At 78.0% G+C, this 23,809-nt stretch carries 11 protein-coding genes and 9 pseudogenes; 16 read left to right on the top strand and 4 right to left on the bottom strand.

All coding sequences use genetic code 11. The features are described from left to right. Positions 1–125: 125 nt before the first annotated feature. The 7 genes and pseudogenes from QMQ26_RS38780 to QMQ26_RS38540 all read left to right on the top strand — a co-directional run. Positions 126–5,530, top strand: a pseudogene (locus tag QMQ26_RS38780) (amino acid adenylation domain-containing protein); the annotation flags it as partial. Positions 5,531–6,147: 617 nt separating this feature from the next. After that, the gene (locus QMQ26_RS35635; RefSeq protein WP_282204211.1) at positions 6,148–6,642 is read left to right on the top strand and encodes a hypothetical protein; all 495 of its coding nucleotides are present in this window, start codon (positions 6,148–6,150) and stop codon (positions 6,640–6,642) included. Next, positions 6,639–7,955: pseudogene (locus QMQ26_RS38565) on the top strand (condensation domain-containing protein); the annotation flags it as partial. The gene QMQ26_RS35635 and the pseudogene QMQ26_RS38565, both read left to right, overlap by 4 nt. 242 nt (positions 7,956–8,197) lie before the next feature. Then, positions 8,198–11,979, top strand: a pseudogene (locus QMQ26_RS38555) (amino acid adenylation domain-containing protein); the annotation flags it as partial. A gap of 25 nt (positions 11,980–12,004) precedes the next feature. Then, positions 12,005–12,664, top strand: a pseudogene (locus QMQ26_RS38550) (AMP-binding protein); the annotation flags it as partial. A 146-nt stretch (positions 12,665–12,810) separates the two neighbouring features. Further along, a pseudogene (locus QMQ26_RS38545) lies at positions 12,811–13,869 on the top strand (SDR family oxidoreductase); the annotation flags it as partial. Between the two features lie 193 nt (positions 13,870–14,062). Further along, on the top strand, positions 14,063–14,338 hold the full coding sequence (locus QMQ26_RS38540; protein WP_404814024.1) for a hypothetical protein: 276 nt from the start codon (positions 14,063–14,065) through the stop codon (positions 14,336–14,338). A gap of 158 nt (positions 14,339–14,496) precedes the next feature. Here QMQ26_RS38540 and QMQ26_RS35625 read toward each other — a convergent pair. Together QMQ26_RS35625 and QMQ26_RS35620 are read right to left on the bottom strand one after the other, a co-directional pair. Next, a pseudogene (locus QMQ26_RS35625) lies at positions 14,497–15,590 on the bottom strand (polyprenyl synthetase family protein). 58 nt (positions 15,591–15,648) lie between these two features. After that, positions 15,649–16,095 (bottom strand): annotated as a pseudogene (locus tag QMQ26_RS35620) (MarR family winged helix-turn-helix transcriptional regulator); the annotation flags it as partial. 69 nt (positions 16,096–16,164) lie between these two features. Here QMQ26_RS35620 and QMQ26_RS38535 point away from each other — a divergent pair. The 3 genes and pseudogenes from QMQ26_RS38535 to QMQ26_RS35610 form a co-directional block, all read left to right on the top strand. Further along, positions 16,165–16,455, top strand: a pseudogene (locus tag QMQ26_RS38535) (alpha/beta fold hydrolase); the annotation flags it as partial. After that, positions 16,431–16,940 carry an alpha/beta fold hydrolase gene (locus QMQ26_RS35615; RefSeq protein ID WP_404814241.1) on the top strand — a complete coding sequence of 170 codons (510 nt, stop codon included), beginning with the start codon at positions 16,431–16,433 and terminating at the stop codon, positions 16,938–16,940. The pseudogene QMQ26_RS38535 and the gene QMQ26_RS35615, both read left to right, overlap by 25 nt. A 34-nt stretch (positions 16,941–16,974) precedes the next feature. Then, on the top strand, positions 16,975–17,526 hold the full coding sequence (locus QMQ26_RS35610) for a GNAT family N-acetyltransferase (protein WP_100838738.1): 552 nt from the start codon (positions 16,975–16,977) through the stop codon (positions 17,524–17,526). Positions 17,527–18,062: 536 nt separating this feature from the next. On the opposite strand, the gene QMQ26_RS35605 is transcribed toward QMQ26_RS35610, so the two are convergent. After that, positions 18,063–18,539, bottom strand: a complete 477-nt coding sequence (locus tag QMQ26_RS35605; protein ID WP_282204210.1) for a hypothetical protein — start codon at positions 18,537–18,539, stop codon at positions 18,063–18,065. A gap of 231 nt (positions 18,540–18,770) precedes the next feature. Then, positions 18,771–19,475: a substrate-binding domain-containing protein gene (locus QMQ26_RS35595; RefSeq protein ID WP_404814023.1), complete on the bottom strand. Its 705-nt coding sequence runs from the start codon at positions 19,473–19,475 to the stop codon at positions 18,771–18,773. A 253-nt stretch (positions 19,476–19,728) separates the two neighbouring features. Between QMQ26_RS35595 and QMQ26_RS35590 the strand changes: the two are divergent. The 6 genes and pseudogenes from QMQ26_RS35590 to ligK form a co-directional block, all read left to right on the top strand. Next, positions 19,729–19,839: pseudogene (locus tag QMQ26_RS35590) on the top strand (IclR family transcriptional regulator); the annotation flags it as partial. A 94-nt stretch (positions 19,840–19,933) separates the two neighbouring features. Further along, positions 19,934–20,494, top strand: a complete 561-nt coding sequence (locus QMQ26_RS35585) for an IclR family transcriptional regulator (RefSeq protein ID WP_282204207.1) — start codon at positions 19,934–19,936, stop codon at positions 20,492–20,494. A gap of 247 nt (positions 20,495–20,741) precedes the next feature. Beyond that, positions 20,742–21,038 carry an FAD-dependent monooxygenase gene (locus QMQ26_RS35580; RefSeq protein ID WP_282204206.1) on the top strand — a complete coding sequence of 99 codons (297 nt, stop codon included), beginning with the start codon at positions 20,742–20,744 and terminating at the stop codon, positions 21,036–21,038. Next, positions 20,939–22,033, top strand: a complete 1,095-nt coding sequence (locus QMQ26_RS35575) for a 4-hydroxybenzoate 3-monooxygenase (protein ID WP_282204205.1) — start codon at positions 20,939–20,941, stop codon at positions 22,031–22,033. Before QMQ26_RS35580 ends, QMQ26_RS35575 begins: the two co-directional genes overlap by 100 nt. Positions 22,034–22,067: 34 nt before the next feature. Next, positions 22,068–23,096, top strand: a complete 1,029-nt coding sequence (locus QMQ26_RS35570; RefSeq protein ID WP_282204204.1) for an amidohydrolase family protein — start codon at positions 22,068–22,070, stop codon at positions 23,094–23,096. Positions 23,097–23,115: 19 nt separating this feature from the next. Beyond that, positions 23,116–23,805, top strand: a complete 690-nt coding sequence (gene ligK / locus QMQ26_RS35565) for a 4-carboxy-4-hydroxy-2-oxoadipate aldolase/oxaloacetate decarboxylase (RefSeq protein ID WP_282204203.1) — start codon at positions 23,116–23,118, stop codon at positions 23,803–23,805. The last annotated feature ends 4 nt before the right edge of the window (positions 23,806–23,809 follow it).

Below are 23,809 nucleotides of genomic sequence, written 5' to 3'. Positions count from 1 at the left end.
CCCGCTGGGGCACCGCGCGGGAGCTGCCCGCCGGCCCGGGCGCCGCGGTCGCGGACACGCTGCCCGCGCTGTTCGAGCGGCAGCTGCGGCGCGCGCCGGGCGCGGTGGCGGTGGTGGACGGCGAGGAGGTGCTGTCCTACGCCGAACTGGACCGGCTGTCGGCCGGGCTGGCCGGGGTGCTGGCCGGGCACGGGGTGGGCCCGGAGGACCGGGTGGGCGTGCTGCTGGGCCGGTCGGCGGCGCAGGTGACGGCCTCGCTGGGCGCGGTGCGGGCGGGAGCGGCGTACGTGCCGCTGGACGCGCGCTGGCCGGTCGAGCGGTTGGACCGGGTCGCGGAGGTGGCCCGGCCGCGGCTGCTGCTGGTGGACGAGGAGGGGGCCGGGTCGCCGTGGGTGGCGGGTCTGGGCCTGCCGGTGGTGGTGCTGGACCGGTGCGGCCGGGTGCTGCGCGGCGCGCCGCCGCGTCCGGGGCGGCCGGCCCCGGCGGTGGGTCCGGAGGCGCTGGCGTACGTGATGTTCACCTCGGGCTCCACCGGCCTGCCCAAGGGCGTGGGGGTGGCGCACGCCGACGTGGCGGCGCTGGCGGCCGACGCGGCCTGGGCGGACGGCGCGGTGGACGCGGTGCTGATGCACTCGGCGTACGTCTTCGACGCCTCGACCTTCGAGATCTGGACGCCGCTGCTGAACGGCGGCCGGGTGGTGGTGGCGCCGGGCGGGCTGCTGGAGGCCCGGACGCTGGACGTGGCGGTGCACGAGCGGGGGGTGACGGCGGTGTTCCTGACCACCGCCCTGTTCAACGTGGTCGCCGAGACCGACCCGGGCGCGTTCGCGGGCCTGCGGGTGGTGTGCGCGGGCGGGGAGCTGGCCTCGCCGGACGCGATGCAGCGGGTCGCGGCGACCGCGCCGGACACCGCGGTGCTGCACGTGTACGGGCCGACCGAGACCACCACCTTCGCCACCCGGCACCGGGTCTCCCCCGACCTGCCGCCGGGCCCGCCGCCGATCGGCCGACCGCTGGACGGCATGCGGCTGTACGTGCTGGACGGCGCGCTGAACCGGGTCGCGCCGGGCGTGGTGGGCGAGCTGTACCTGGCGGGCCGGGGCGTGGCGCGCGGCTACCTGGGGCGGCCGGGGCGAGCGCCGAGCGCTTCGTGGCGGACCCGTTCGCGGCGGACGGCTCGCGGATGTACCGCACCGGGGACCTGGTGCGCTGGACGGCGGACGGGGAGGTGGCGTACGTCGCCCGGGCCGACGGGCAGGTGAAGCTGCGCGGCTACCGGGTGGAGCCGGGCGAGATCGAGGGCGTGCTGGCGGCGCTGCCGGAGGTCGCCGACGCGTTCGTACTGGTGCGCGAGGACGTGCCGGGCGACCGGCGGCTGGTGGCGTACGTCGTCCCGGCGGCCGGGGCCGCGCCGCGGCCGGAGGAGCTGGCCGCGGCGGTGGGCCGGGTGCTGCCCGGGTACATGGTGCCCGCGGCGGTGGTGCTGCTGGCGGCGTTCCCGCTGAACCCGAACGGGAAGGTGGACCGGGCGGCGCTGCCGGTGCCCGGGACGGGACGGCGGGGCCGCCGGGCCGGGCCGGGCGCCGCGCACGGCCCGCGAGGAGCTGGTGTGCGGGCTGTTCGCGGACCTGCTGGGCCGGGCCTCGGTCGGCGCCGACGAGGACTTCTTCGCGCTGGGCGGCCACTCGCTGCTGGCCACCCGGCTGGCGGCCCGGCTGCGGGCGGCGCTCGACGTGGACACCGAGGTGCGCACGGTCTTCGAGCACCCGACCCCGGCGGGGCTGGCGGCGGCGCTGGACGGCGGCCGGGCCGCCCGGCCCCGGTTGGAGCGGGCGGCGCGCCGGCCCGACCCGCTGCCGCTGTCGTACGCGCAGCAGCGGCTGTGGTTCCTGCACCGCTTCGAGGGGCCGAGCGCGACGTACAACGTGCCGCTGGTGCTGCGCCTGGACGGGCCGCTGGACGCGGCGGCGCTGGGCCTGGCGCTGGCGGACGTGGTGGAGCGGCACGAGTCGCTGCGGACGGTCTTCCCGGAGGCGGGGGGCGTGCCGGGCCAGCTGGTGCTGGACGCGGCCGGCGCGGACCTGGACTGACGCCGCGCGAGGTGGACCCGGCGCTGCTGGCGGCGGTGCTGGCGGCCGAGACGGCGTACGCCTTCGACGTGGCGGTGGAGCGCCCGGTGCGGGCCCGGCTGCTGCGGCTGGGGCCGGACGCGCACGTGCTGGTGCTGCTGGTGCACCACATCGCGGGCGACGGCTGGTCGCTGGCGCCGCTGGCCCGGGACCTGGGCGCGGCGTACCGGGCCCGGTCGGCGGGGCGGGCGCCGGGCTGGGCCGAGCTGCCGGTGCAGTACGCGGACTACACGCTGTGGCAGCGCGGGCTGCTGGGCGACGAGGCCGATCCGGCGGGGCTGGCGGCCCGTCAGCTGGCGTTCTGGGAGGAGGCGTTGGCGGGCCTGCCGGACGTGCTGGAGCTGCCGCTGGACGCGGCCGCGCCCGGCGGTGGCCTCGCACCGGGGCGACGCGTTCGCCTTCCCGGTGGACGCCGACACCCACCGGGCGCTGGACGCGCTGGCCCGCTCGCGCGGCTGCAGCCTGTTCATGGTGCTCCAGGGGGCGCTGGCGGTGCTGCTGTCCCGGCACGGCGGGGGCGAGGACGTCGCGCTGGCACGCCGGTGGCGGGGCGCACCGACGAGGCGCTGGACGAGCTGGTGGGCTTCTTCGTCAACACGCTGGTGCTGCGCACCGACCTGTCCGGCGACCCGACGTTCGAGCAGGTCCTGGACCGGGTGCGGGAGTTCGACCTGGCGGCGTACGCGCACCAGGACGTGCCGTTCGAGCGGCTGGTGGACGCGCTGGCGCCGGAGCGGACCGAGAGCCGCCACCCGCTGTTCCAGGTGATGCTGGCGCTGCAGAACAACGCCGGGGCGGACCTGGACCTGCCGGGCCTGGCGGTGGCGCAGCAGCCGGTGCGCACCGGGATCAGCAAGTTCGACCTGACCTTCACCTTCGCCGAGCGCCGGGACGGGCGGGGCCGCCCGCTGGGGCTGGAGGGGTCGCTGGAGTTCGCCGCGGACCTGTTCGAGCCGGGGACGGCGCGGGCGCTGGCGGACCGGCTGGTGCGGCTGCTGGGCGTGCTGGCGGCCGATCCGGGGCTGCGGGTGCGGTCGGTGCCGGTGCTGGACGGCGCGGAGCGGGCGGCGCTGGCCGCGGCGGGCCGCGGCCCGGTGCGGGCGGTGGCGGAGCGGACGGTGCCGGGGGCGTTCCGCGCCCGGTGCGCCCGCACCCCGGACGCGCTCGCGGTGCGGGACGGGGGCGCGGGCCTGACCTTCGCGGAGCTGGACGCGGGCTCGGACGCGCTGGCCCGGCGGCTGCGCGGACGCGGGGTCGGGCGCGGGGACGTGGTGGCGCTGGCGATGCCGGGCACCGCGGAGCAGGTGGTGGCGATGCTGGCGGTCGCCAAGGCGGGCGCGGCCTGGCTGCCGCTGGACCCGCAGTACCCGGCGGCCCGGCTGCGCTTCGTCGTGGAGGACGCCCGGCCGGTGCTGCTGCTGGCCCCGGCGCGGGCACTGGCGGCGCTGCCGGACCTGCCGGTGCCGGTGCTGGCGCTGGACGGCGACGGCGACGGGTACGGGCACGGGGAGCCGGACGCACCGGAGTCGCCGGACATGCCGCTGGTGGACCCGGCGCCGCTGGACGCCGCGTACGTGATCCACACCTCGGGCTCCACCGGCCGTCCCAAGGGCGTGGTGGTCACCCACGCGGGGCTGGTCAACCACATGGCCTGGCTGGCCGGGCACCTGGAGCTGACCCCGGACGACCGGGTGCTGGCCCGGACCTCGCCGAGCTTCGACGCCTCGGTGTGGGAGACCTGGCTGCCGCTGCTGTACGGCGGCGCGACCTGCCCGGTGCCGCCGGAGCTGAACCACGACCCGGTGGCGCTGCTGGGGCGGATGCGCGCCGAGGGCGTGACGGTCGCCCAGTTCGTGCCCTCGCTGCTGGCGCTGGTGCTGGGCGAGACCGAGCGGGAGCCGGCCCCGGCCGCGCTGCGGGCGGTGCTGTGCGGCGGCGAGCCGCTGACCGGGGCGCTGGCCGCGCGGGCCGAGCGGGCCTGGGGCGTGGCGGTGCACAACCTGTACGGGCCGACCGAGGCGACCATCGACGCCACCGCGCACCGCTGGCGGCCGGCCGTGGACGGGGCGGACGCGGCGGTGCCGATCGGGCGCCCGGTGGACAACCTGCGCGCGTACGTGCTGGACGACGCGCTGGGGCCGGTGCCGCCGGGGGCGGTGGGCGAGCTGTACCTGGCGGGCGCGGGCCTGGCCCGCGGCTACCTGGGGCGGGCGGCGCTGACCGCGTCCCGGTTCGTCGCGGACCCGTTCGCGGCGGACGGGACCAGGATGTACCGCACCGGGGACCTGGTGCGGCGCGGCGCGGACGGGCTGCTGCGCTACCTGGGCCGGGGCGACGACCAGGTGAAGCTGCACGGCCTGCGGATCGAGCCCGGGGAGGTGGAGGCGGCGCTGACCTCGCTGCCGGGCGTGGGCGCGGCCTGCGTGCTGGTCCGGGCGGAGCGGCTGGTGGCCTACCTGGTGCCCGCCGCGGACGGCGGCGCGCTGCCGCCGGACGCGGAGCTGCGGGCCGGGCTGTCGGAGCTGCTGCCGTCCGGGCTGGTGCCGGCGGTGTTCGTCCGGCTGGCGGCGCTGCCGCTGCTGCCCAGCGGCAAGGCGGACCGGCGGGCGCTGCCCGACCCGCCGCGGCCCGCGACGGCGGCCGGCGGCGGCGCGGGGCGGCCGGCGGACGGGCCGGAGCGGGTGCTGTGCGAGGTGTTCGCAGGAGTGCTGCGGGTGCCGGAGGTCGGGCCGGAGGAGGACTTCTTCGCGCTGGGCGGGGACAGCATCCTGTCGATCCAGCTGGTCAGCCGGGCCCGCGAGGCGGGGCTGCGGATCACCCCGCGCGACGTGTTCCTGCACCGCACCCCGCAGGCGGTGGCGGCGGTGGCCCGGCCGGCCGGGGAGGTCCCCGCGGCGGCGGCCGAGGACGGGACGGGCACCATGCCGCCGACCCCGATCGCGGCCTGGTTCCTGGACCGGCCGGGCCCCACCGACGGCTACCACCAGTCCGCGGTGCTGCGCACCCCGGCCGGGGCGGACCGGGAGCGGCTGGCGGCGGCGCTCCAACTGCTGGTCGACCACCACGACATGCTGCGGGTCCGGGTGACCCGGGCGGCGGACGGCGCGGCGGCGCTGGAGGCGCTGCCGCGCGGGGCGGTGCCGGTCGGGCCGCGGCTGGTGCGGCTGGACGTCGCGGGGCTGGACGAGCGGGAGGTGCGCGCCGCGCTGGCCGCCGAGGGCGAACGGGCCCGGGCGCGGCTGCGGCCGGCCCACGGCGGGGTGCTGGAGGCGGTGTGGTGCGACGCCGGGCCGGGGGTGCGCGGGCGGCTGCTGCTGCTGGTGCACCACCTGGCGGTGGACGCGGTGTCCTGGCGAATCCTGGTCGAGGACCTGGCGACCGCCTGGCGGGCGGTGTCCGACGCGGCGCCCGCCGGGCTGACCGGTGCGTTGCCCGGTGCGGTGTCCGGTGAGTTGCCCGGTGCGGTGTCCGGTGCGCCGGTCGGCGCGGTGTCCGGTGGGGTCGCGCCGGGCGGCGCGGTGCTGCCGCCGGTGGGCACCTCGTACCGGGCCTGGGCCCGGCTGCTGGCCGCGCAGGGCGCGAGCGGCGCCCGGGCGGGCGAGCTGCCGCTCTGGGAGGCGGTGGCGCGGGCCGACGACCCGCCGCTGGGGGTGCGTCCGCTGGACCCGGCCCGGGACACGGCGGGGCGGACCAGGTCGCTGACCACCCGTCCGGCGTCCGACCGCACCCGGGAGCTGCTGACCAGCGCGCCGCAGGCGTTCCACGCCGGGGTGGACGACGTGCTGCTGACGGCGCTGGCGCTGGCGGTGCGCTCCTGGCGGGCCGGGCGGGCCGGGGACGACGGGCGGGCCGGGGTGCTGGTGGACCTGGAGAGCCACGGGCGCGAGCAGCTCGCCGAGGGCCTGGACCTGTCGCGCACCGTGGGCTGGTTCACCAGCCTGTACCCGGTGCTGCTGGACCCGGGGCCGCTGGACCCGCGGGTGCCGGCCGGTTCGACGCGGGCCTGGTGGACCGGGCGGTGAAGAACGTCAAGGAGCAGCTGCGGGCGGTGCCCGACCACGGCGTCGGGTACGGCGTGCTGCGGCACCTGGACCCGGCCGCCCGGGAGCTGCTGGCCGGCGGCGCCGAGCCGCGGATCGGCTTCAACTACCTGGGCCGCCACCCGGCGCCCGGGGCCGGCCCGGAGGCGGACTGGGAGGTGCTGCCCGAGGGCGGCGCGCCGGACCCGGCGGACCCGGCGATGCCGGTGCACCACGTGCTGGACATCAACGCGCACACCGAGGACGGGCCCGGCGGCCCGCGCCTGACGGCCCGCTGGACCTGGGCCGCCGACCTGCTCGACGAAGCGGACGTGGCGGCGCTCGCCGACGCCTTCGACCGGGCGCTGCGGGCGATCGCGGAGCACTCCGCGCAGCCCGACGCGGGCGGCTGGACGCCGTCCGACCTTCCCCTGGTCTCGCTGGACCAGGCCCAACTCGACCGACTGCAGACCAAGTGGGGTGGACGCGCATGACCGGGTTCCAGTTGGAGGACGTACTGCCGCTGACGCCGTTGCAGGCGGGCATGCTCTTCCACGCGCTGTACGACGCCGAGGCGGTGGACGTCTACACCTCGCAGTTCGTGCTGGCCCTGGAGGGCGAGGTCGACCCGGCCGCGCTGCGGGCCGCGCTGGGCGCGCTGCTGCGCCGGCACGCCAACCTGCGGGTGGGGTTCCTGCACGAGGACCTGGACCAGCCGGTGCAGGCGGTGGCCGCCGAGGTCCCGGTGCCGCTGCACGTGGCGGACCTGACCGCCGCGGCGGACGGCGCGGAGGCCGCAGCGGGGGACGGCGCGGCAGTCGAGGAGCGGCTGCGGGAGTTCCTGGCCGCCGACCGGGTGCGGCGCTTCGACCTGGCCTCGCCGCCGCTGATGCGCTTCGCGCTGCTGCGCACCGGCCCGGCCCGGTACCGGCTGGTGATCACCAGTCACCACATCCTGCTGGACGGCTGGTCGGTGCCGCTGCTGCTGCGCGAGCTGTTCGAGCTGTACGGGAGCGGGGGCGACGCCGCCGGGCTGCCCCGGGTCGCCCCGTACCGCTCCTACCTGGCCTGGCTGGCCGGGCAGGACCGGGGCGCGGCGCTGGACGCCTGGCGGGGCGCGCTGGCCGGGGTGGAGGCGCCGACGCTGCTGGCGGGGCGGGCCGCGGCCCGGGCGGCGCACGCGGGCGAGCTGCCCGAGACGCTGGTGCTGGAGCTGGACGAGGCTGCCACCGAGCGGCTGCGGGCCACCGCCCGGGCGCACCGGCTGACCCTGAACACGCTGGTGCAGGGCGCCTGGGGGCTGCTGCTGGCGGGGCTGACCGGCCGGTCGGACGTGCTGTTCGGGACGACGGTGTCGGGTCGGCCGCCGGAGCTGCCCGGGGTCGAGTCGATGATCGGCCTGTTCATCAACACGGTGCCGGTGCGGCTGGCGGTGCGGCCGGGCGAGGGCCTGGCCGCGCTGCTGGCCCGGTTGCAGGACGAGCAGGGCGCGCTGCTGGGCAGCCAGCACGTCGGGCTGACCGACATCGGGGCGACCACCGGCCTGGACACCCTGTTCGACACCCTGCTGGTGTTCGAGAACTACCCGCTGGACCAGGAGGGCCTGCGGGCCGCCGGGCGGGCGCTGCCGGGCCTGGCCGTGACCGGCATGGCGGGCAGCGACGCCGCGCACTACCCGCTGACCCTGACGGTGGCGCCGGGCCGGACGCTGCGGATCACCTTCGCCTTCCGCCCCTCGGTGCTGGAGCGGCCGTGGGCGGAGCGCACGGTGGACCGGCTGCGCGGGCTGCTGGAGCTGCTGGGCGCGGGCCTGGCGGGGCGGGCCGACGCGGTGCCGGTGCTGCTGGCGGGCGAGCGGGAGGAGCTGCTGGCGCGGGGCGCGGGGGCGGCGCTGCCCACCGGCGTCGCGGGCACCGACCTGGCGGCGGCGGTGGCCCGGTGGGCCGCCGAGCGGCCGGAGGCGCCGGCGGTGGCCGGGGCGGTCGAGCCGCTGACCTACCGGCGACTCGTCGAGCTGTCGGACCGGTTGGCGGGTGCGCTGACCGGCCTGGGGGCGGCCCCGAGGAGGGCGTGGGCCTGCTGCTGGGCCGCTCGGCCGCGCAGGTCACCGCGCCGCTGGGGGTGCTGCGGGCGGGCGCGGCGTACGTGCCGCTGGACCCGCGCTGGCCGGCCGAGCGGCTGGCCGCGGTCGCCGCGGCGGCGGCCCCCCGGCTGCTGGTGGTGGACGCCGCGAACGCCGGGCACCCGTGGGTGCGGGCGCTGGGGCCCGGGGTGCGGGTGCTGACCGTGGACGGCGCGGGCCGGGTGCTGGCCGGGGCGCCGCCGGTGCCCGGCCCGCTGCCCGCCCCGGCGGGCGGGCGGCGGCTGGCGTACGTGATGTTCACCTCCGGCTCGACCGGCCGGCCCAAGGCGGTGGGCGTCACGCACGCGGACGTGGCCGCGCTGGCCGCCGACCGGGCCTGGGACGGGGACGGCGCGGGCGAGGCGGTGCTGCTGCACTCGGCGTACGTCTTCGACGCGGCGACCTTCGAGCTGTGGGTGCCGCTGCTGCGCGGCGGCCGGGTGGTGGCGGCGCCGGAGGGCGTGCTGCAGCCGGCGGCGCTGCGGGAGGCGGTGGTCCGGGACGGGGTGCGGGCGGCGTTCCTGACCACGGCGCTGTTCAACGTGGTCGCCGAGACCGACCCGGCGGCGCTGGGCCTGCTGCGGCTGGTGGCCTGCGGCGGCGAGGCGGCGGCCCCCGGGGTGCTCCAGCGGCTGGCGGCGGCGCACCCCGGCACCCGGGTGCTGAACGCGTACGGGCCGACCGAGGCCACCACCTTCGTCCTGCTGCACCGGGTGCCCGCCGAGGACGCCCCGGCCGGGGTGCCGCCGGTCGGGCGGCCGCTGGACGGGGTGCGCGCCCTGGTGCTGGACGGCGCGCTGCGGCCGGTGCCGGAGGGCGCGGAGGGCGAGCTGTACCTGGCGGGGCCGGGCGTGGCGCGCGGCTACCTGGGGCAGCCGGGGCTGACCGCGGCCCGGTTCGTCGCCGACCCGGCCGGGCACCGGGCGAACGGATGTACCGCACCGGCGACCTGGTGCGGCGGACGGCGGACGGGGAGCTGGCGTACGTCGGGCGGGCCGACCAGCAGGTGAAGCTGCGCGGTCACCGGATCGAGCCGGGCGAGGTGGAGGCCGCGCTGCGCTCCCACCCGTCGGTGCGGGCGGCCTGCGTGCTGGTGCGCGAGGACCGGCCGGGCGACCGCGCGCTGGTGGCGTACGCCGTCCCGGCGGCGGGCCGCACCGCGGACCCGGCGGCGCTGGCCGGGTACCTGGGCGGCCGGCTGCCCGCGTTCCTGGTGCCCTCGGCGGTGGTGGTGCTGGAGGCGCTGCCGATGACCGCCAACGGCAAGCTGGACCGGGCGGCGCTGCCCGCGCCGGCCGCCGCCGCGCCGGTGGGCGGCCGGGCGCCGCTGGAGGGCCGGGAGGAGATCCTGGCCGGGCTGTTCGCCGAGACACTGGGCCTGCCCCGGGTCGGCGCGGACGACAACTTCTTCGCGCTGGGCGGCAATTCGCTGCTGGCGACGCTGCTGGTGGGCCGGATTCGCTCCGCACTGGGCGCCGAGGCGCAGATCCGCACCCTGTTCGAGCACCCGACCGTCGCGGCGCTCGCCGCGGCGCTCCGGGACGCCGACGGCCCGGCCCGCCCGGCGCTGCGCCGCGGGCCCCGGCCGGAGCCGCTGCCGCTGTCCCCCGCCCAGCGGCGGCTGTGGTTCCTGCACCGCCTGGACGGCCCGTCCGCGACGTACCACGTGCCGTTCGCGGTCCGCCTGGACGGCCCGCTGGACGTGGACGCGCTGCGGCTGGCCTGCCACGACGCGGTGGACCGGCACGCCGTGCTGCGCACCGTCTTCCCGGCGGGCCCGGACGGGCCGGTGCAGCGGATCGTGCCGGCCGCCGAGGTGCGGCTGCCGTTCGCGGTGGAGGACGTCGAGCCGGGCAAGTGCGCCGACCGGACGGCCGCGGCGGTGGCCGAGCCGATCGACGTGGAGCGGGAGGCGCCGCTGCGGGTGGTGCTGCTGCGGCTGGCGGCCGACTCGCACGTGCTGGTGCTGGTGGTGCACCACATCGCCGCGGACGGCTCCTCGCTGGCGCCGCTCTTCCGCGACCTAGGCGCCGCCTACCGGGCCCGGCTGGCGGGCGCGGCCCCCGACTGGAGCCCGCTGCCGGTCGACTACGCCGACTACGCGCTGTGGCAGCGCGAGCTGCTGGGCGACGAGCACGACCCGGACGGCCCGCTGGCCCGGCAGCTGGCGTTCTGGCGCGGGGCGCTGGCCGACCTGCCGGAGCGGGTCGAGCTGCCCTGCGACCGGCCGCGCCCGGCCGGGGCCGGACACGACGGCGCCACCCACCACTTCGCGGTGGACGCCGCCACGGCCGGCCGGATCGCCGGGCTGGCCCGGGCCGGGCGGTGCAGCGAGTTCATGGTGCTCCAGGCCGCGCTGGCGCTGCTGCTGTCCCGGCACGGCGCGGGCGAGGACGTCCCGCTGGGCACCGCGGTGGCCGGGCGCACCGACGAGGCGACGGCCGGCCTGGTGGGCTTCTTCGTCAACACGCTGGTGCTGCGCACCGACCTGTCGGGCGACCCGACCTTCCGGGAACTCCTGGACCGGGTCAAGGAGTTCGACCTGGCCGCGTACGCCCACCAGGACGTCCCGTTCGAGCGGCTGGTGGAGCTGCTGAACCCGGCCCGGGCCGAGCATCACCCGCTGTTCCAGACCATGCTGGTGCTGCAGAACCACGCCCCCGCCGCGCCCGTCGAACTGCCCGGGCTGCGCGTCGACCCGGTGCCGCTGGACCTGGGCGCCAGCAAGTTCGACCTGTCCTTCACCTTCGCCGCGGACCCCGACGGCACCGGGGGGCTGGCGGCCACCGTGGACTACGCGACCGCGCTGTTCGACGCCGGCACCGTCCGGGCGCTGGCCGAGCGGCTGGTGCGGCTGCTGGGCGCCGTCACCGACGACCCGGGCCTGCCGCTGCACGCCTACCCGGTGCTCGACCCGGCCGAGCGGGCCCGCCTGGAGCGCTGGGGCACCGGCCCGCGGGCCGAACCGCCCGCCGCCTTCCCCGAACTGTTCGCCCGGCAGGTGCGCCGCACCCCCGACGCGCCCGCGGTCCGCGACCCGCGCACCACCCTGACCTACCGCGAACTCGACGCCCGCGCCGAGGCGCTGGCCCGGCGGCTGGCCGCCCGCGGCATCGGCCCGGAGGACCGGGTCGCCGTGGCGCTCCCCCGCGACGGCGGCCTGCCGGTGGCCCTGCTGGCCGTGCTCCGGGCCGGGGCCGCCTACCTGCCGCTGGACCCCGGCTACCCGGCGGCCCGGCTGGCGTACATGCTCGACGACGCCGCGCCGCGGCTGCTGCTCACCACGCCCGAGGTGCACCGGGGGCTGCCGGCGTCCGACGTGCCCCACCTGTACCTGGACGCGTCCGCCGGGGCGGGGGTGGACGCGCCCGCCGGGTCGGAGCCCGCCGGGGCGTCGGACCGGCTGCCGGTGGTGGACCCGGCGCACCCGGCGTACGTCATCTACACCTCCGGCTCCACCGGGCGGCCCAAGGGCGTGGTGGTCACCCACCGGGGCATCGCCGCGATGGCGGGCACCCAGCGGGAGCGGCTGGGGCTGACCGGGGCCGACCGGGTGCTGCAACTGGCGTCGGTGAGCTTCGACGCCGCCTTCTGGGAGCTGTGCATGGGCCTGCTGTCCGGCGCCTGCCTGGAGCTGGACGCCCGGGAGGCGCTGCTGCCCGGACCGGCCCTGGCCGCCCGGTCCGCGAGCACGGCATCACCCACCTGACCCTGCCCCGGCGGCGCTCGCGGCGCTGCCTGCGGGGTCGCTGCCCGCCGGGACGACCCTGGTCCTGGCCGGGGAGGCCTGCCCGCCCGCGCTGGCCCGCGCCTGGGCCCCCGAGCACCGCCTGGTCAACGCGTACGGGCCCACCGAGACCACGGTCTGCGCCACCATGAGCGGCTTCCAGCCCGCCGCGGGTCCGGCCGTCCCGGACCGGTCCGTGCCGATCGGCGTCCCCGTGGACGGCACCCGGGTGCGCGTCCTGGACGCCCGGCTGGCCCCCGTCCCGCCGGGCGTGGTGGGCGAGCTGTACGTGGCCGGGGAGGGCCTGGCCCGCGGTTACCTGGGCCGCCCGGGCCTGACCGCCGCCCGCTTCGTGGCCGACCCCGCCGGGGCGCCGGGCGAACGGATGTACCGCACCGGCGACCTGGCCCGCTGGCGCCGCGACGGGCAGCTGGAGTACGTCGGCCGGGTCGACGAGCAGGTCAAGCTGCGTGGCTTCCGGATCGAGCCCGGCGAGGTCGAGGCGGCGCTCACCGCGCTGCCGGGCGTCGCGGCCGCCTGCGTCGTGGTGCGCGAGGACCGGCCGGGCGACCGCCGACTGGTCGCGTACACCGTGGGCGGGCCGGACGACCGGACGCCCCCGGACGCCGCGGAGCTGCGGGCCCGGCTGGCGGCCGTCCTGCCGGACCACCTGGTGCCCTCCGCGTACGTCGCCCTGGACGCGCTCCCGCTGACGCCCAACGGCAAGACCGACCGCCGGGCCCTGCCCGCGCCCGAGCACCCCCGGGCACCGGCCGGAAACCGCGCACCGAACGGGAGGCGGTCCTGTGCGAGGTGTTCGCCCGGACCCTCGGCCTGCCGGAGATCGGCCCCACGGACGACTTCTTCGCCTGCGGCGGCCACTCCCTGCTGGTGGTGTCCCTGGCTCAGCGGATCGAGGAACGCTGCGGCCGGCGCCTCTCCCTGCGCGCCCTGTTCGCGGCCCCGACGGCGGAGGGCGTCGCCCGCCTGCTGGACGGGCCCGGGGCTGCGGCCGACGCGGCGGCCGACGCCGGGCCGGGGACCGGAACGGAGGCGGGAACGGGAGCGGGAACGGGAACAGAAGCGAGAGCGAGAACGGAGGCAGGGACGGGAACGGAGGCGGTGGACTGGGCGGCCGAGGTCCGGCTGGCGCCGGACATCACCGGGGCCGGAACGGCGGGTCGGGCGGGTGCCGCCGTGCCGCCCTCCTCCCGGCCGCTGCTGACGGGTGCCTCCGGTTTCCTCGGGGCGTTCCTGCTGCGCGACCTGATCGAGGCGACCGGCGGCCCGGTGGACTGCCTGGTGCGGGCCGAGGACGAGCGGGACGGGGCGCTGCGGCTGGAGCGGAACCTGCGCCGGTACGGCCTGTGGCAGGAGCGGTACCGGGAGCTGCTCCGTCCGGTGCCCGGGGACCTGGCCGCGCCCGGGCTCGGTCTCGACCCGGGGGCGCGCGCGGCGCTGCTGCGCCGGCTCGGGCCGATCGTGCACAACGGGGCCCGGGTCAACTTCGCGGCGGGGCTACCGGGAGTTGCGGCCCGCGAACGTCGCGGGCACCGAGGAGCTGCTGCGGCTGCTGGCGGAGTCCCGCTCCCCGGCCTGCACCACGTCTCGACCACCGGCGTGCACCCGGCGACGGGCGGCCCCGGCGTCGTGACCGAGCGCACCCCGGCCGGGCCGGTGGCGGCGCTGCCGGACGGCTACGCGCAGAGCAAGTGGGTGGCCGAGGGCCTGGTCGGGCTGGCCCGGGAGCGTGGGCTGCCGGTCACCGTGCACCGTCCCGGTCGGATCAGCGGCGACAGCGTGACCGGGGCCTGCCAGGACCGCGACCTGCTCTGGCAGTTGATCAAGGGCTGCCTCCAGGCGGGGGCGGTGCCCGACCTGCCGCCGGGCTCCACCGGCTGGGTGCCGGTGGACTACGTCAGCGCGGCGATCACCGCGTTCGTCCTCGACGCCCCCGGCGGCGGCGGACCTTCCACCTCACCCACCCCGAACCGCCGGACCTGGCACGGGTGTTCGCCGCCGCCGAGCACCTCGGCTACCGCCTGCGCACCCTGCCCGCCGACCAGTGGCGAGCCGCCGTCGCGGCCCGCCACGACAACGCCGCCCAGCTCTTCCTCGGCGAGGACGGCAGCGGGGCGGCGGCGCGGACGGCGGCGCGGACGGCAGCGGGGGCGGCGGCGCGGAGCAGCCTGCGGAGGCCCGCCGCTTCGACTCCCGCCGCACCACCGAGGCCGCGGCCCGCCTCGGCGTCCGCCCGGCGCCGCTGACCGAGGAGGTGCTCGTCCGCTACCTCTCCTACTTCCGGGACACCGGCTTCCTCCCGGCCCCGGAGGCCCCCTGACACCCCGTCGGCCCGACCGGCCCGGCTGCCCCGCACGGGCGGCCGGGCCGGTCGCGTCCGGTCAGGTCCGAACTCCCGACTCCGACTCAGACCTGCGGGAGCTCGTCCTCGACGTCGCAGGCGGCCACACGGGCCGGTCCGGCCGGGCGCGGCGGGCTTCAGTGGTCGCGGGTGACGGACCAGGCCGGGAGGTGGGTGAAGAAGGCGACGGCGTCCGGGCGCCAGTGCCGCTGCCAGGCGGCGGCCAGGTGGCGGCGCGGTGGGCGTGTCGGGCGGCTTCGTCGTGCAGGGTGCGGTCGAGGCCGCGGGCGCGGGCGAGGCCGCGCAGTTCGGCGAGGGCGTCCTCGTCCGGGTGCGGGACGCCCAGGACGGCGTGCAGGGTGGCGCGGGCGGGGGCGTCGTCGGCGGTGGCGGCCAGCAGGGCGCGGACGAGGTAGCTGCGGCGACCGGCGCGGATGTCGGTGCCGAGGGGTTTGCCGAGGGCGGCCGGGTCGCCGAAGAGGTCGAGCCAGTCGTCGTGGATCTGGTTGGCGATGCCCAGCGCGGTGGCGTAGGCGCGCAGTTCGGCGTCGTGCGGGGCGGGGTCGGCGCCGGCGGCGAGCAGGCCCAGGCGCAGCGGGGCGAGGATCGAGTAGCGGGTGGACTTGTACTCGGTGACGGTGTGCAGGAACTCGGTGTCGGGTGCGGGTGGAAGTCGCGTTCCAGGTCGAGGAGTTGGCCGTTGACCGCGGCGGCCGCGGCGTCGGTGGCGACGGTGGCCATGGCCAGGGCGCGGGCGGGGGCAGGTCGCCGGAGAGCAGGGCCCGGACGGCCAGGAAGGCGGCCAGGTCCCCGGCCAGGACGGTGAGGGCGAGGGCGGTGTCGGGCCGGTCGGGGAACTCCTGGCGGTAGGCGTGGTAGGTGGACGGGCCGCCCCGGCGTACGGGGCGTCGTCGATCAGGTCGTCGTGGATCAGCCCGTGGGTGTGCAGCAGTTCGATGCTGATCGCGGCGGCGTCCAGGCCGGGCACCGGCCGGTCGGTGGCCAGGGCGGCGGCTTCGTGCAGCAGGGCGACCCGCAGCCGTTTGCCGCCGCGCAGCGACAGTTCGCGCACCAGCGCGAGGGCCCGGGCCGGGAACCTGCCGTGCGGCGGCGGCTCCAGCGGGCCGGACGCCGGGTCGGCCAGGGCGTCGAGGTGCGCCGCGAAGCGCGCTTCGAAGCGGTGCTGGTGGTCGGCGGCGCGCCGCAGGGCGGCGGTGAGGACGTCGTTCACGCCGCCAGGTTGTCACGCCGCCGCCCCGGCGGGTCCCCTCCCCCGCCCTGAGCGGCCGTCAGCCGTCCTCGGCGGTGTCGCCGGCGGGCGCAAGGGTGTCGGCGGGCGCGGGGGCCAGGGCGCGGAGCAGGCGGAGCAGGGTGGCGCGGTCCGCGGCGTCCAGCGGGGCGAAGTGGGCGGCGAGGACCTGGTCGGCGGCCTGTTCGCCGGTGGCGAGGAGGCGGTCGCCGGCGGGGGTGAGGTGGTGTTCGAGGCGGCGGCCGCGGCCGGGGGTGCGTTCGATCAGGCCCTGGGCGAGGAGGCGGCCGGCCAGGGTGCCGAAGGACTGCTCGGTCTGGAAGGTGGCGGCGGCGAGTTCCCGGGCCGAGGCGCCGGGGCGGCGGCCGATCGCCCGGAGCGCGTCCCACTGGGCGAGGGTGGTGCCGACGGCGGTCAGGGCGGTGTCGAGGGCGCGGTGCTGCCGGTACTGGACCTGCTTGACGGCCTGGCCGAGAACGTGGAGCTCGGGTTCATGCCTGCCAGCCTACCCCTGACTCAACTAGCTTAATTAAGCATCCTTAGTTAGGGTGGGCGCATGACCGCCGAACAGCTCCTCACCGAGGCCGGTACCGGCCGCCCCGTCCTGCTCCTGCACGGTGGCGGCGGCCCCGCCACCGTCGCCCCGCTGGCCGCCCGACTGGCCCGCACCGCCCATGTCCTCACCCCCGTCCACCCCGGCTGGGACGGCACCGAACGCCCCGCCGCGCTCACGCGGATCGCCGACCTCGCCGAGCACTACCTCGACCTGCTGCGCCTGCGCGGCCTGCGGGACGTCCTGGTCGTCGGCTCCTCCCTGGGCGGCTGGATCGGCGCCGAGATGGCGCTGCGCGACACCGGGACGGGCGCCGGCGGCGGGGCGGTGGTCGGCGGGCTGGTGCTGATCGACGCCGTGGGCATCCAGGTGGACGGGGAGCCGCTCACCGACGTCTTCGCCCTCGACGCCCGCGGCCTGGCCGAGCACTCCTGGCACGACCCCGACCGCCACTTCGTCGACCCCGCCACCCTCCCCCCGGCCGAACTCGCCCGCCGCCGGGCCAACCTGGCCACCATGCGGGCGCTGGCCGGCGACCCCTACATGCACGACCCCGGCTGCGGGAGCGGCTGCGCGACGTCCGGGTGCCCGTCCTGGTGCTGTGGGGCGAGAGCGACCGGGTCGCCACCCCCGGGTACGGCGCCGCCTACGCCCGCGCCTTCCCCGCCGCCCGCTTCGCCGTCGTGCCCGGCGCCGGACACCTCCCCCACCTGGAACAGCCGGAGGCGGTCCTCGCCCACCTGGACGCCGAGCTGGACGGCCCGCCCCGCACCGGGTGACCACGCGCCGGGGCACTGCGGCGTACGCTGCCGGGTGCCCGACCCAGCGCAGTGGCCCGCCGCCACCGAGATCACCGCCGGAGCCCTCCGCCTCGAACCGCTGCGGGCGGCGCACGCCGCGGAGGCGTTCACCCTCCTGGACGACGTACGGCTGCACACCTGGATCGGCGGGCGCCCGCTCTCACCGGAGCAACTCCACGCCCGCTACCGCCGCCTGGAGCAGGGCCGCTCCCCGGACGGCGAACAGGGCTGGCTCAACTGGATGCTGCGCCGCAACTCCGACCGCCGACTCGTCGGCACGGTCCAGGCCACCCTGGAGCGCACCCCGGACGGCCGCGTCACGGCGGAACTGGCCTGGGTGATCGGCACCGCCCACCAGGGACACGGCCACGCCCGCACGGGCGCACTCGCGATGGCCCACTGGCTGCGCACCCAGCGGGTGGACGTCCTGCTCGCCCACGTCCACCCCGAACACCGGGCATCCGCCGGCGTCGCCCGCGCCCTCGGCCTGACCCCGACCGACACCGTCGTCGACGGCGAGATCCGCTGGAGCAGTGAAGCCCCGCCGTCCGGCCCCGGAACATGACGCACCCGCACGCCCACCACGCCGAACGTCCCGTCCTCCGCCGGGGCCGTTCCGCCGCCGAGCTCGTCAACCACCGGCCGTGAACGCGGCGAAGACCTTCCGCAGGACCTCCGGCGGCTGCGGAATCAGCCGGGCGAGCACGGGCCCGTCCGTCCCCTTCCGCTCACCGCGGCCGAAGACCGAGACCAGCCCGGCGTCCAGGACGTCGGCACCCGGAGCGAGGTGGCACCGGCTCCGCCCCCGCACGCCCCCCTACCCACAGCCGTGGCGTGATCCCACGGCGCGCCGGAGACCCGGGCCCGGAGTTCGCCCGGGCGTCCGCCTGTCCGGTCCCAGAACGCCTGGTCGGCGGGGCGCTGTTCGACCGCGCGCGGCTCCGGTTCGGGGCCGCGGTCGCTGCGGGTGTCCGTGGTGCCGGTGGGGCGGCCGTACGCGTCGCGGTCGGCGGGATCGTCCGCGGTGACGCGGTGGACGTGGCGCAGCATTCGGGCATCGTCGCAGGTCAGGGGCGGTTTCGCCAGCGGGGCCGGGGCCGATCAGGAGGAGGTGGCGGGAGGGGAGGCGCAGGGCCCAGGCGGGGGTTTCGTCGGGTGGGGCGTGGGGGCGGGGGCGGCGGGGTGGATGCGCAGGTGGTGGTCGCCGAACTCGATCAGGGTGTTCCAGTCGGGTTCGGCGATCCGGACGGCGGTGATCTCCCGGCCGATCAGGGCCCGCAGGTCGTCGGCCAGGTGCCGGGCCCCGGGGCCGGGGGTGGTGCGGGGGGTGGTGGGGCGGTCGAGGGTCCAGCTGCTGCGGGCGACGGTGAGCCAGCGGTGGGCGAGTTCGGCCGGGCCGTCGGGTCGGGGGTCCGGCAGGCCGAGCAGCAGGGCGAACAGGCCCGCGCTGCCGCTGGGGACGTGCACCGAGGTCACCTTGCCGCCGTGCAGGACGGCCAACTGCCGCCGCAGTTCGCCGAGGTCGGTGGAGGGGGCGGCGGCGGAGGGGGCCGTCGAGTGGTCCGTATGGGTCGTCACCGCACCCAGTCTCGGCACCGGGCGCGGGGCCGTCCAGCCGTTATCGGCGCGCCGCGTCGCGGAGTTGACGGCGCACCGGGCGGTGCGCTATCGCCCGGCGGAGGGACGGGGCGAGGACGGAAGCCCGGGGCCGGGACGGGGGGCTAGCGCCGGTTGCGCGGGTGGTCGCGTGCCGTGCGCTCGTTGCCGTGCTTGTACGCGCCCGTCCAGCGGGCCATCACCAGCTGGGCGTCACCGGAGCCGACCTCCGCGAGGAACTTCTCGGCGCGCGCCCCGCGCAGCGTGCCGGCCGGGCGGCCCTGGTGGGTGATCGTGACGGTGCCGTCGGGGCGCTGGTCGTGGCTGAAGCCGAAGGGTCTGGGCATGGCCGCGATGGTAGGCGGTCGGGCCGGTCCGCCGGAACCGAATTCGGCCGGCCCGGTGCCGGTCGGCGGTCACCCGGCGGGACGGCCGGTCGCCGGGGTGTGCGGGTGCATTCCGCGGGCCCGGGCGGTGGGCGGGGCTCCGGCGGTGGCGAGGCGGTCGAGCAGGTCGAGCAGGTGGCGGGGCGGGGCCGGGGCGGGGGTGGCGGTGAGGACGGCGGCGGCGAAGGTGGAGGTGATGGCGGTGTCGCCGGGGAGCGGCCGAGGACGCGGATGCCGGGAGGTCGGCGAGTTCGCTGTGCTGCTGGAAGGCGAGGTCGGCGCGGCCGTCGGTGAGCAGGTGGCCGGCGGGGGTGCCGGGCGGGGCCTGGACGAGGCGGACCCGGGCGGTGAGGCCGAGCCGCTCGACCAGGGCGCGCAGGGCGGTGCCGCTGGGGCCGGTGGAGTGGGCGACGGCCCGGGCGGTGGTGAGCAGGGTGCGCAGGTCGGCGGTGGTGGCGAGGTCGGCGGGCGGGGCGTCGGCGGGCACGGCGGCGACGGTGGCGGAGTCCCAGAGCGGGCGGGGGCGTTCCACCAGCCCTTCGGCGTGCAGTGCGGCGAGCGCGTCGGCGGCAGCACGGCGAGGTCGGCGGACCCGCCCGCACGGATGCGGCGGGTCACCTCGACGCCGCCGGCGGCCTCGAACCGTACCGGGGGCAGCAGCGGGGCGAGGTCGGCGAGGGCGGGGCGGACGGCCATCGAGGTCAGGGCGAGCAGGTCCACGGGGGTTCCTCCACGGGCGGGGTGAGGCTGGCGGGGGCGCGACGGGCGGGTGCGAGACTGGCGGGATGAGTGCGAACCGGGTTTCGGCGGCCGGCAAGGTCCTCCAGGTGCTGGCGGTGTTCGACCGCGAGCACCCGTCGCGGACGCTGTCGGAGATCGCGCAGTGCACGGGGCTGGCGGTCAGCACCGCGCACCGGGTGGTGGCGGAGCTGGCGTCCTGGGGTGCGCTGGAGCGGGCCGAGGACGGGTCGTGGCACGTGGGCTGCGGCTGTGGAGATCGCCTCGGGGTGTCCGCGGACCCAGATCCTGCGGGACGCGGCGCTGCCGTTCATGCAGGACCTGTACGAGGCGACGCACGAGAACATCCAGTTAGCGGTCCGCGAGGGCACCGAGCTGGTGTTCGTGGAGCGGATCGCGGGGCACCGCTCGGTGGAGCTGCTGACGATGGTGGGCACCCGGTTCCCGGTCGGGTCGACGGGGATGGGCCGGGTGCTGCTGGCGCACGCGCCGCGCGCGTTGCAGGAGGAGGTGCTGGCGGCGCCGCTGCGCCCGTGGACGCCGCACACGGTGACCGACCCGAGGACGCTGCGGGCGCAGCTGGACCTGATCCGCCGCGAGCAGGTGTTCGTGAGCGACCGTCAGCTGTCGGAGAGCACGGTGGCGGTGGCCGCGCCGGTGCGGATCGGCCGGACCGGGCCGGTGGGCGCGGCGCTGGGGATCGTGGTGGCGGCGCGCGGCGCGGAGCGGGCGCGCGGGCTGCGGGAGCCGCTGCTGCGGGCGGTGCACGGGATCTCCGAGGAGTTGGGACGACGGGCCCGCACGGCGCTGTAGCGCGCCCGACGCCGTAACGCGCACGGTGCACGACACCGCACCGCGCACGACGCACGACGCCGCACCGCGCACGACGCCGTGGGCCGTCCCACAGTCTGCGCCGCGCAGCCCGCCACGAGCAGCGCGTTTCCGTCAGGCGGAAAGGGTGGCGACGGCCGGCGGAGCGAGCTGCCAACGTTCGGGGCGTGCCGGCCGGCCTGTCGCCCCGGGTGCCGCCACCCTCGCCCCGCCGTGCCCTGGAGCCGTCATGCCCGAACCCGTCACCGACTCCGCCGTCGATGCCGTTGCCGACTCCGTCTCCGTCACCCGCTCCGTCACCGGCTCCGGCTCCGATGCGGCCGACGACGCGGTCGACACCGTCACCGAGGTGCCCGTCGCGGTGGTCGGCGCGGGCCCGGCGGGGCTGATGCTGGCGCACCGGCTGGGCCGGGCCGGGTGGACGCGGTGGCGGTCGACCTGCGCACCCGGGCCGAGATCGCGGGCACCCACCGGGCGGGCATCCTGGAGGCGGGCGCGGCCCGTGACCTGGTGGAGACCGGGGTGAGCGACCGGGTCCTGCGCGAGGGCCACGAGCACGGGGGCACCGAGCTGCGTTTCGGCGGCCGGGCGCACCGGATCGACTTCCGGGAGCTGGTGGGCGCCTCGGTGTGGCTGTACCCGCAGACCGAGGTGTTCGCCGACCTGGCGGACGCCCGCGAACGGGACGGCGGGACGGTGCACTTCGGCGTCCGCGGCACCGAGGTGCTGGACGTGGCGACCGACCGCCCCCGGGTGCGCTTCACGGCGGCGGACGGGACGCGGCACGAGCTGCGGGCCCGGTACGTGGTCGGCGCGGACGGTTCGCGCGGCACCTGCCGCGGCCTGGTCCCGGCGGCGCTGCGCACCCGGTACGGCGCCGAGTACCCGTTCGCCTGGTTCGGCGTGCTGGCCCAGGCCCCGCCCAGCGCACCGGAGTTGGTGTACGCGCACTCGGAGCACGGCTTCGCGCTGGTCAGTCGGCGGACGGCGACCGTGCAGCGGATGTACTTCCAGTGCGACCCGCGGGAGCGGCCGGAGGACTGGCCGGACGAGCGGATCTGGGCGACCCTGCAGGCCCGGGTCGCGGGCCGGGACGGCTTCCGGCTGGTGGAGGGCCCGGTCCTGGAGCGGACGGTGCTGCGCTTCCGGTCCTTCGTGCAGGAGCCGATGCGCTGGGGTGCGCTGCTGCTGGCGGGCGACGCCGCGCACACCGTGCCGCCGACCGGGGCGCGCGGGCTGAACCTGGCGCTGCACGACGTCAAGGTGCTGGCGGGCGTGCTGCTGCGGGCGCTGGGCGCCGAGGGCGAACCGGCGCTGGCCGACTACCAGCCGCAGGCGCTGCGCCGGGTCTGGCGGGCGCAGCACTTCTCGTCCTGGATGACCCGTCTGCTGCACACCGCGCCGGGCGCCTCCCCGTTCGAGCTACGCCGCCAACTGGGCGAGCTGGACGGCGTGGTGGGCACCCGCGCGGGCCGCGCGTACCTGGCCGAGCAGTACACCGGCTGGCCGTCCGCCGCCTGACCCCTCCCGTCCGAAGACCCCTCAGGAGACCTCCGTGATCATCGACGCGCACGGCCACTTCACCACCGCCCCGCCGCAGCTCGCCGCCTGGCGCGAGCGCCAGGTCGCCGCCGCGGGCGACCCGGCCGCCGCCCCCGACCCGGCCGGGCCGCGCATCCCGGACGACGAGCTGCGCGAGGCGGTCGAGTCCAACCAGCTGCGGCTGATGGACGAGCGCGGCACCGACCTGACCGTCTTCTCGCCGCGCGCCAGCTTCATGGCCCACCACCTGGGCGACTTCGCGGTCTCCGCCGCCTGGGCCCGGATCTGCAACGACCTGGTGCACCGGGTGGGCGCGCTGTTCCCGGAGCGCTTCGCGATGGGCGCGATGCTGCCGCAGTCGCCGGGCGTGGACCCGGCGAGCTGCCTGCCGGAGCTGCGGCGGGCGGTGGAGGAGCTGGGCGCGGTCTCGGTGAACCTCAACCCGGACCCGTCGGGCGGGCACTGGAGCGCGCCGCCGCTGACCGACCGGAGCTGGTACCCGCTGTACGAGGCGCTGGTGGAGTACGACGTCCCGGCGATGGTGCACGTGTCGACCTCCTGCAACCCGGCGTTCCACACCACCGGCGCGCACTATCTGAACGCCGACACCACCGCGTTCATGCAGCTGCTCCAGGGCGACCTGTTCGCGGACTTCCCGACGCTGCGGCTGGTGGTCCCGCACGGCGGCGGCGCGGTGCCCTACCACTGGGGGCGCTTCCGCGGGCTGGCGCAGGCGCTGGGCGGGCCGCAGCCGGAGGAGCTGGTGGGCACGAACGTCTTCTTCGACACCTGCGTGTACCACCAGCCGGGCATCGACCTGCTGGCCTCGGTGGTCCCGTCCGGGGGCGTGCTGTTCGCCAGCGAGATGATCGGCGCGGTGCGGGGGGTCGACCCGCTGACCGGCCACCACTTCGACGACACCCGGCGGTACGTGGACGCGACCGACCGGCTCACCGACGCACAGCGGGCGGCCGTGTACGCCGGCAACGCGCTGCGCGTCCACCCCCGACTGGCCGCCCGCCTCGCCGCGGCCGGCCGCTGAGACCCCCCAGGAGCAGACCATGACGCACCCCGAACTCGGTGTCGTGCACACCAGGATCGAGCGGCCCGACCCGGCCGCGGTGGCCGCGCTGGCGGCCTTCGGCACGGCGACCGTCCACGAGGCGATGGGCCGCACCGGCCTGGCCCGCCCGTACCTGCGCCCGGTGTACCCGGCGGCGCGGCTGTGCGGCCCGGCGGTGACGGTGCTGCTCCAGCCGGGCGACAACTGGATGCTGCACGTCGCGGCGGAGCAGATCCGGCCGGGCGACGTGGTGGTGGCGGCCTGCACCACGGAGAGCGAGGACGGGTTCTTCGGCGAGCTGCTGGCGACCTCGTTCCGCTCCCGGGGCTGCGCGGGCCTGGTGATCGACGGCGGGGTGCGGGACGTCGCGGAGCTGGCGGCGATGGACTTCCCGGTGTTCTCCCGGGCGGTCAACGCCCGCGGCACGGTGAAGGCCACCCTGGGCTCGGTCAACGTGCCGGTGGTGTGCGCCAACGCGCCGGTCCGCCCGGGCGACGTGGTGCTGGCGGACGCGGACGGCGTGGTGGTGGTGCCGCGCGAGCGGGCCGCCGGGACCGCCGAGGCGTCCGCGCGGCGCGAGGAGAACGAGGCGGGCAAGCGCGAGCGGCTGCGCGCGGGCGAGCTCGGCCTGGACATGTACGCGATGCGCGGCCCGCTGGCCGCGCTCGGCCTGCGCTACGAGGACTGATCAC

The organism is Kitasatospora fiedleri (assembly GCF_948472415.1).
GTDB classification, from domain to species: domain Bacteria; phylum Actinomycetota; class Actinomycetes; order Streptomycetales; family Streptomycetaceae; genus Kitasatospora; species Kitasatospora fiedleri.
Note: the sequence above shows the minus strand (reverse complement) of the source record. Positions and strands in the feature narration are given on the sequence as shown.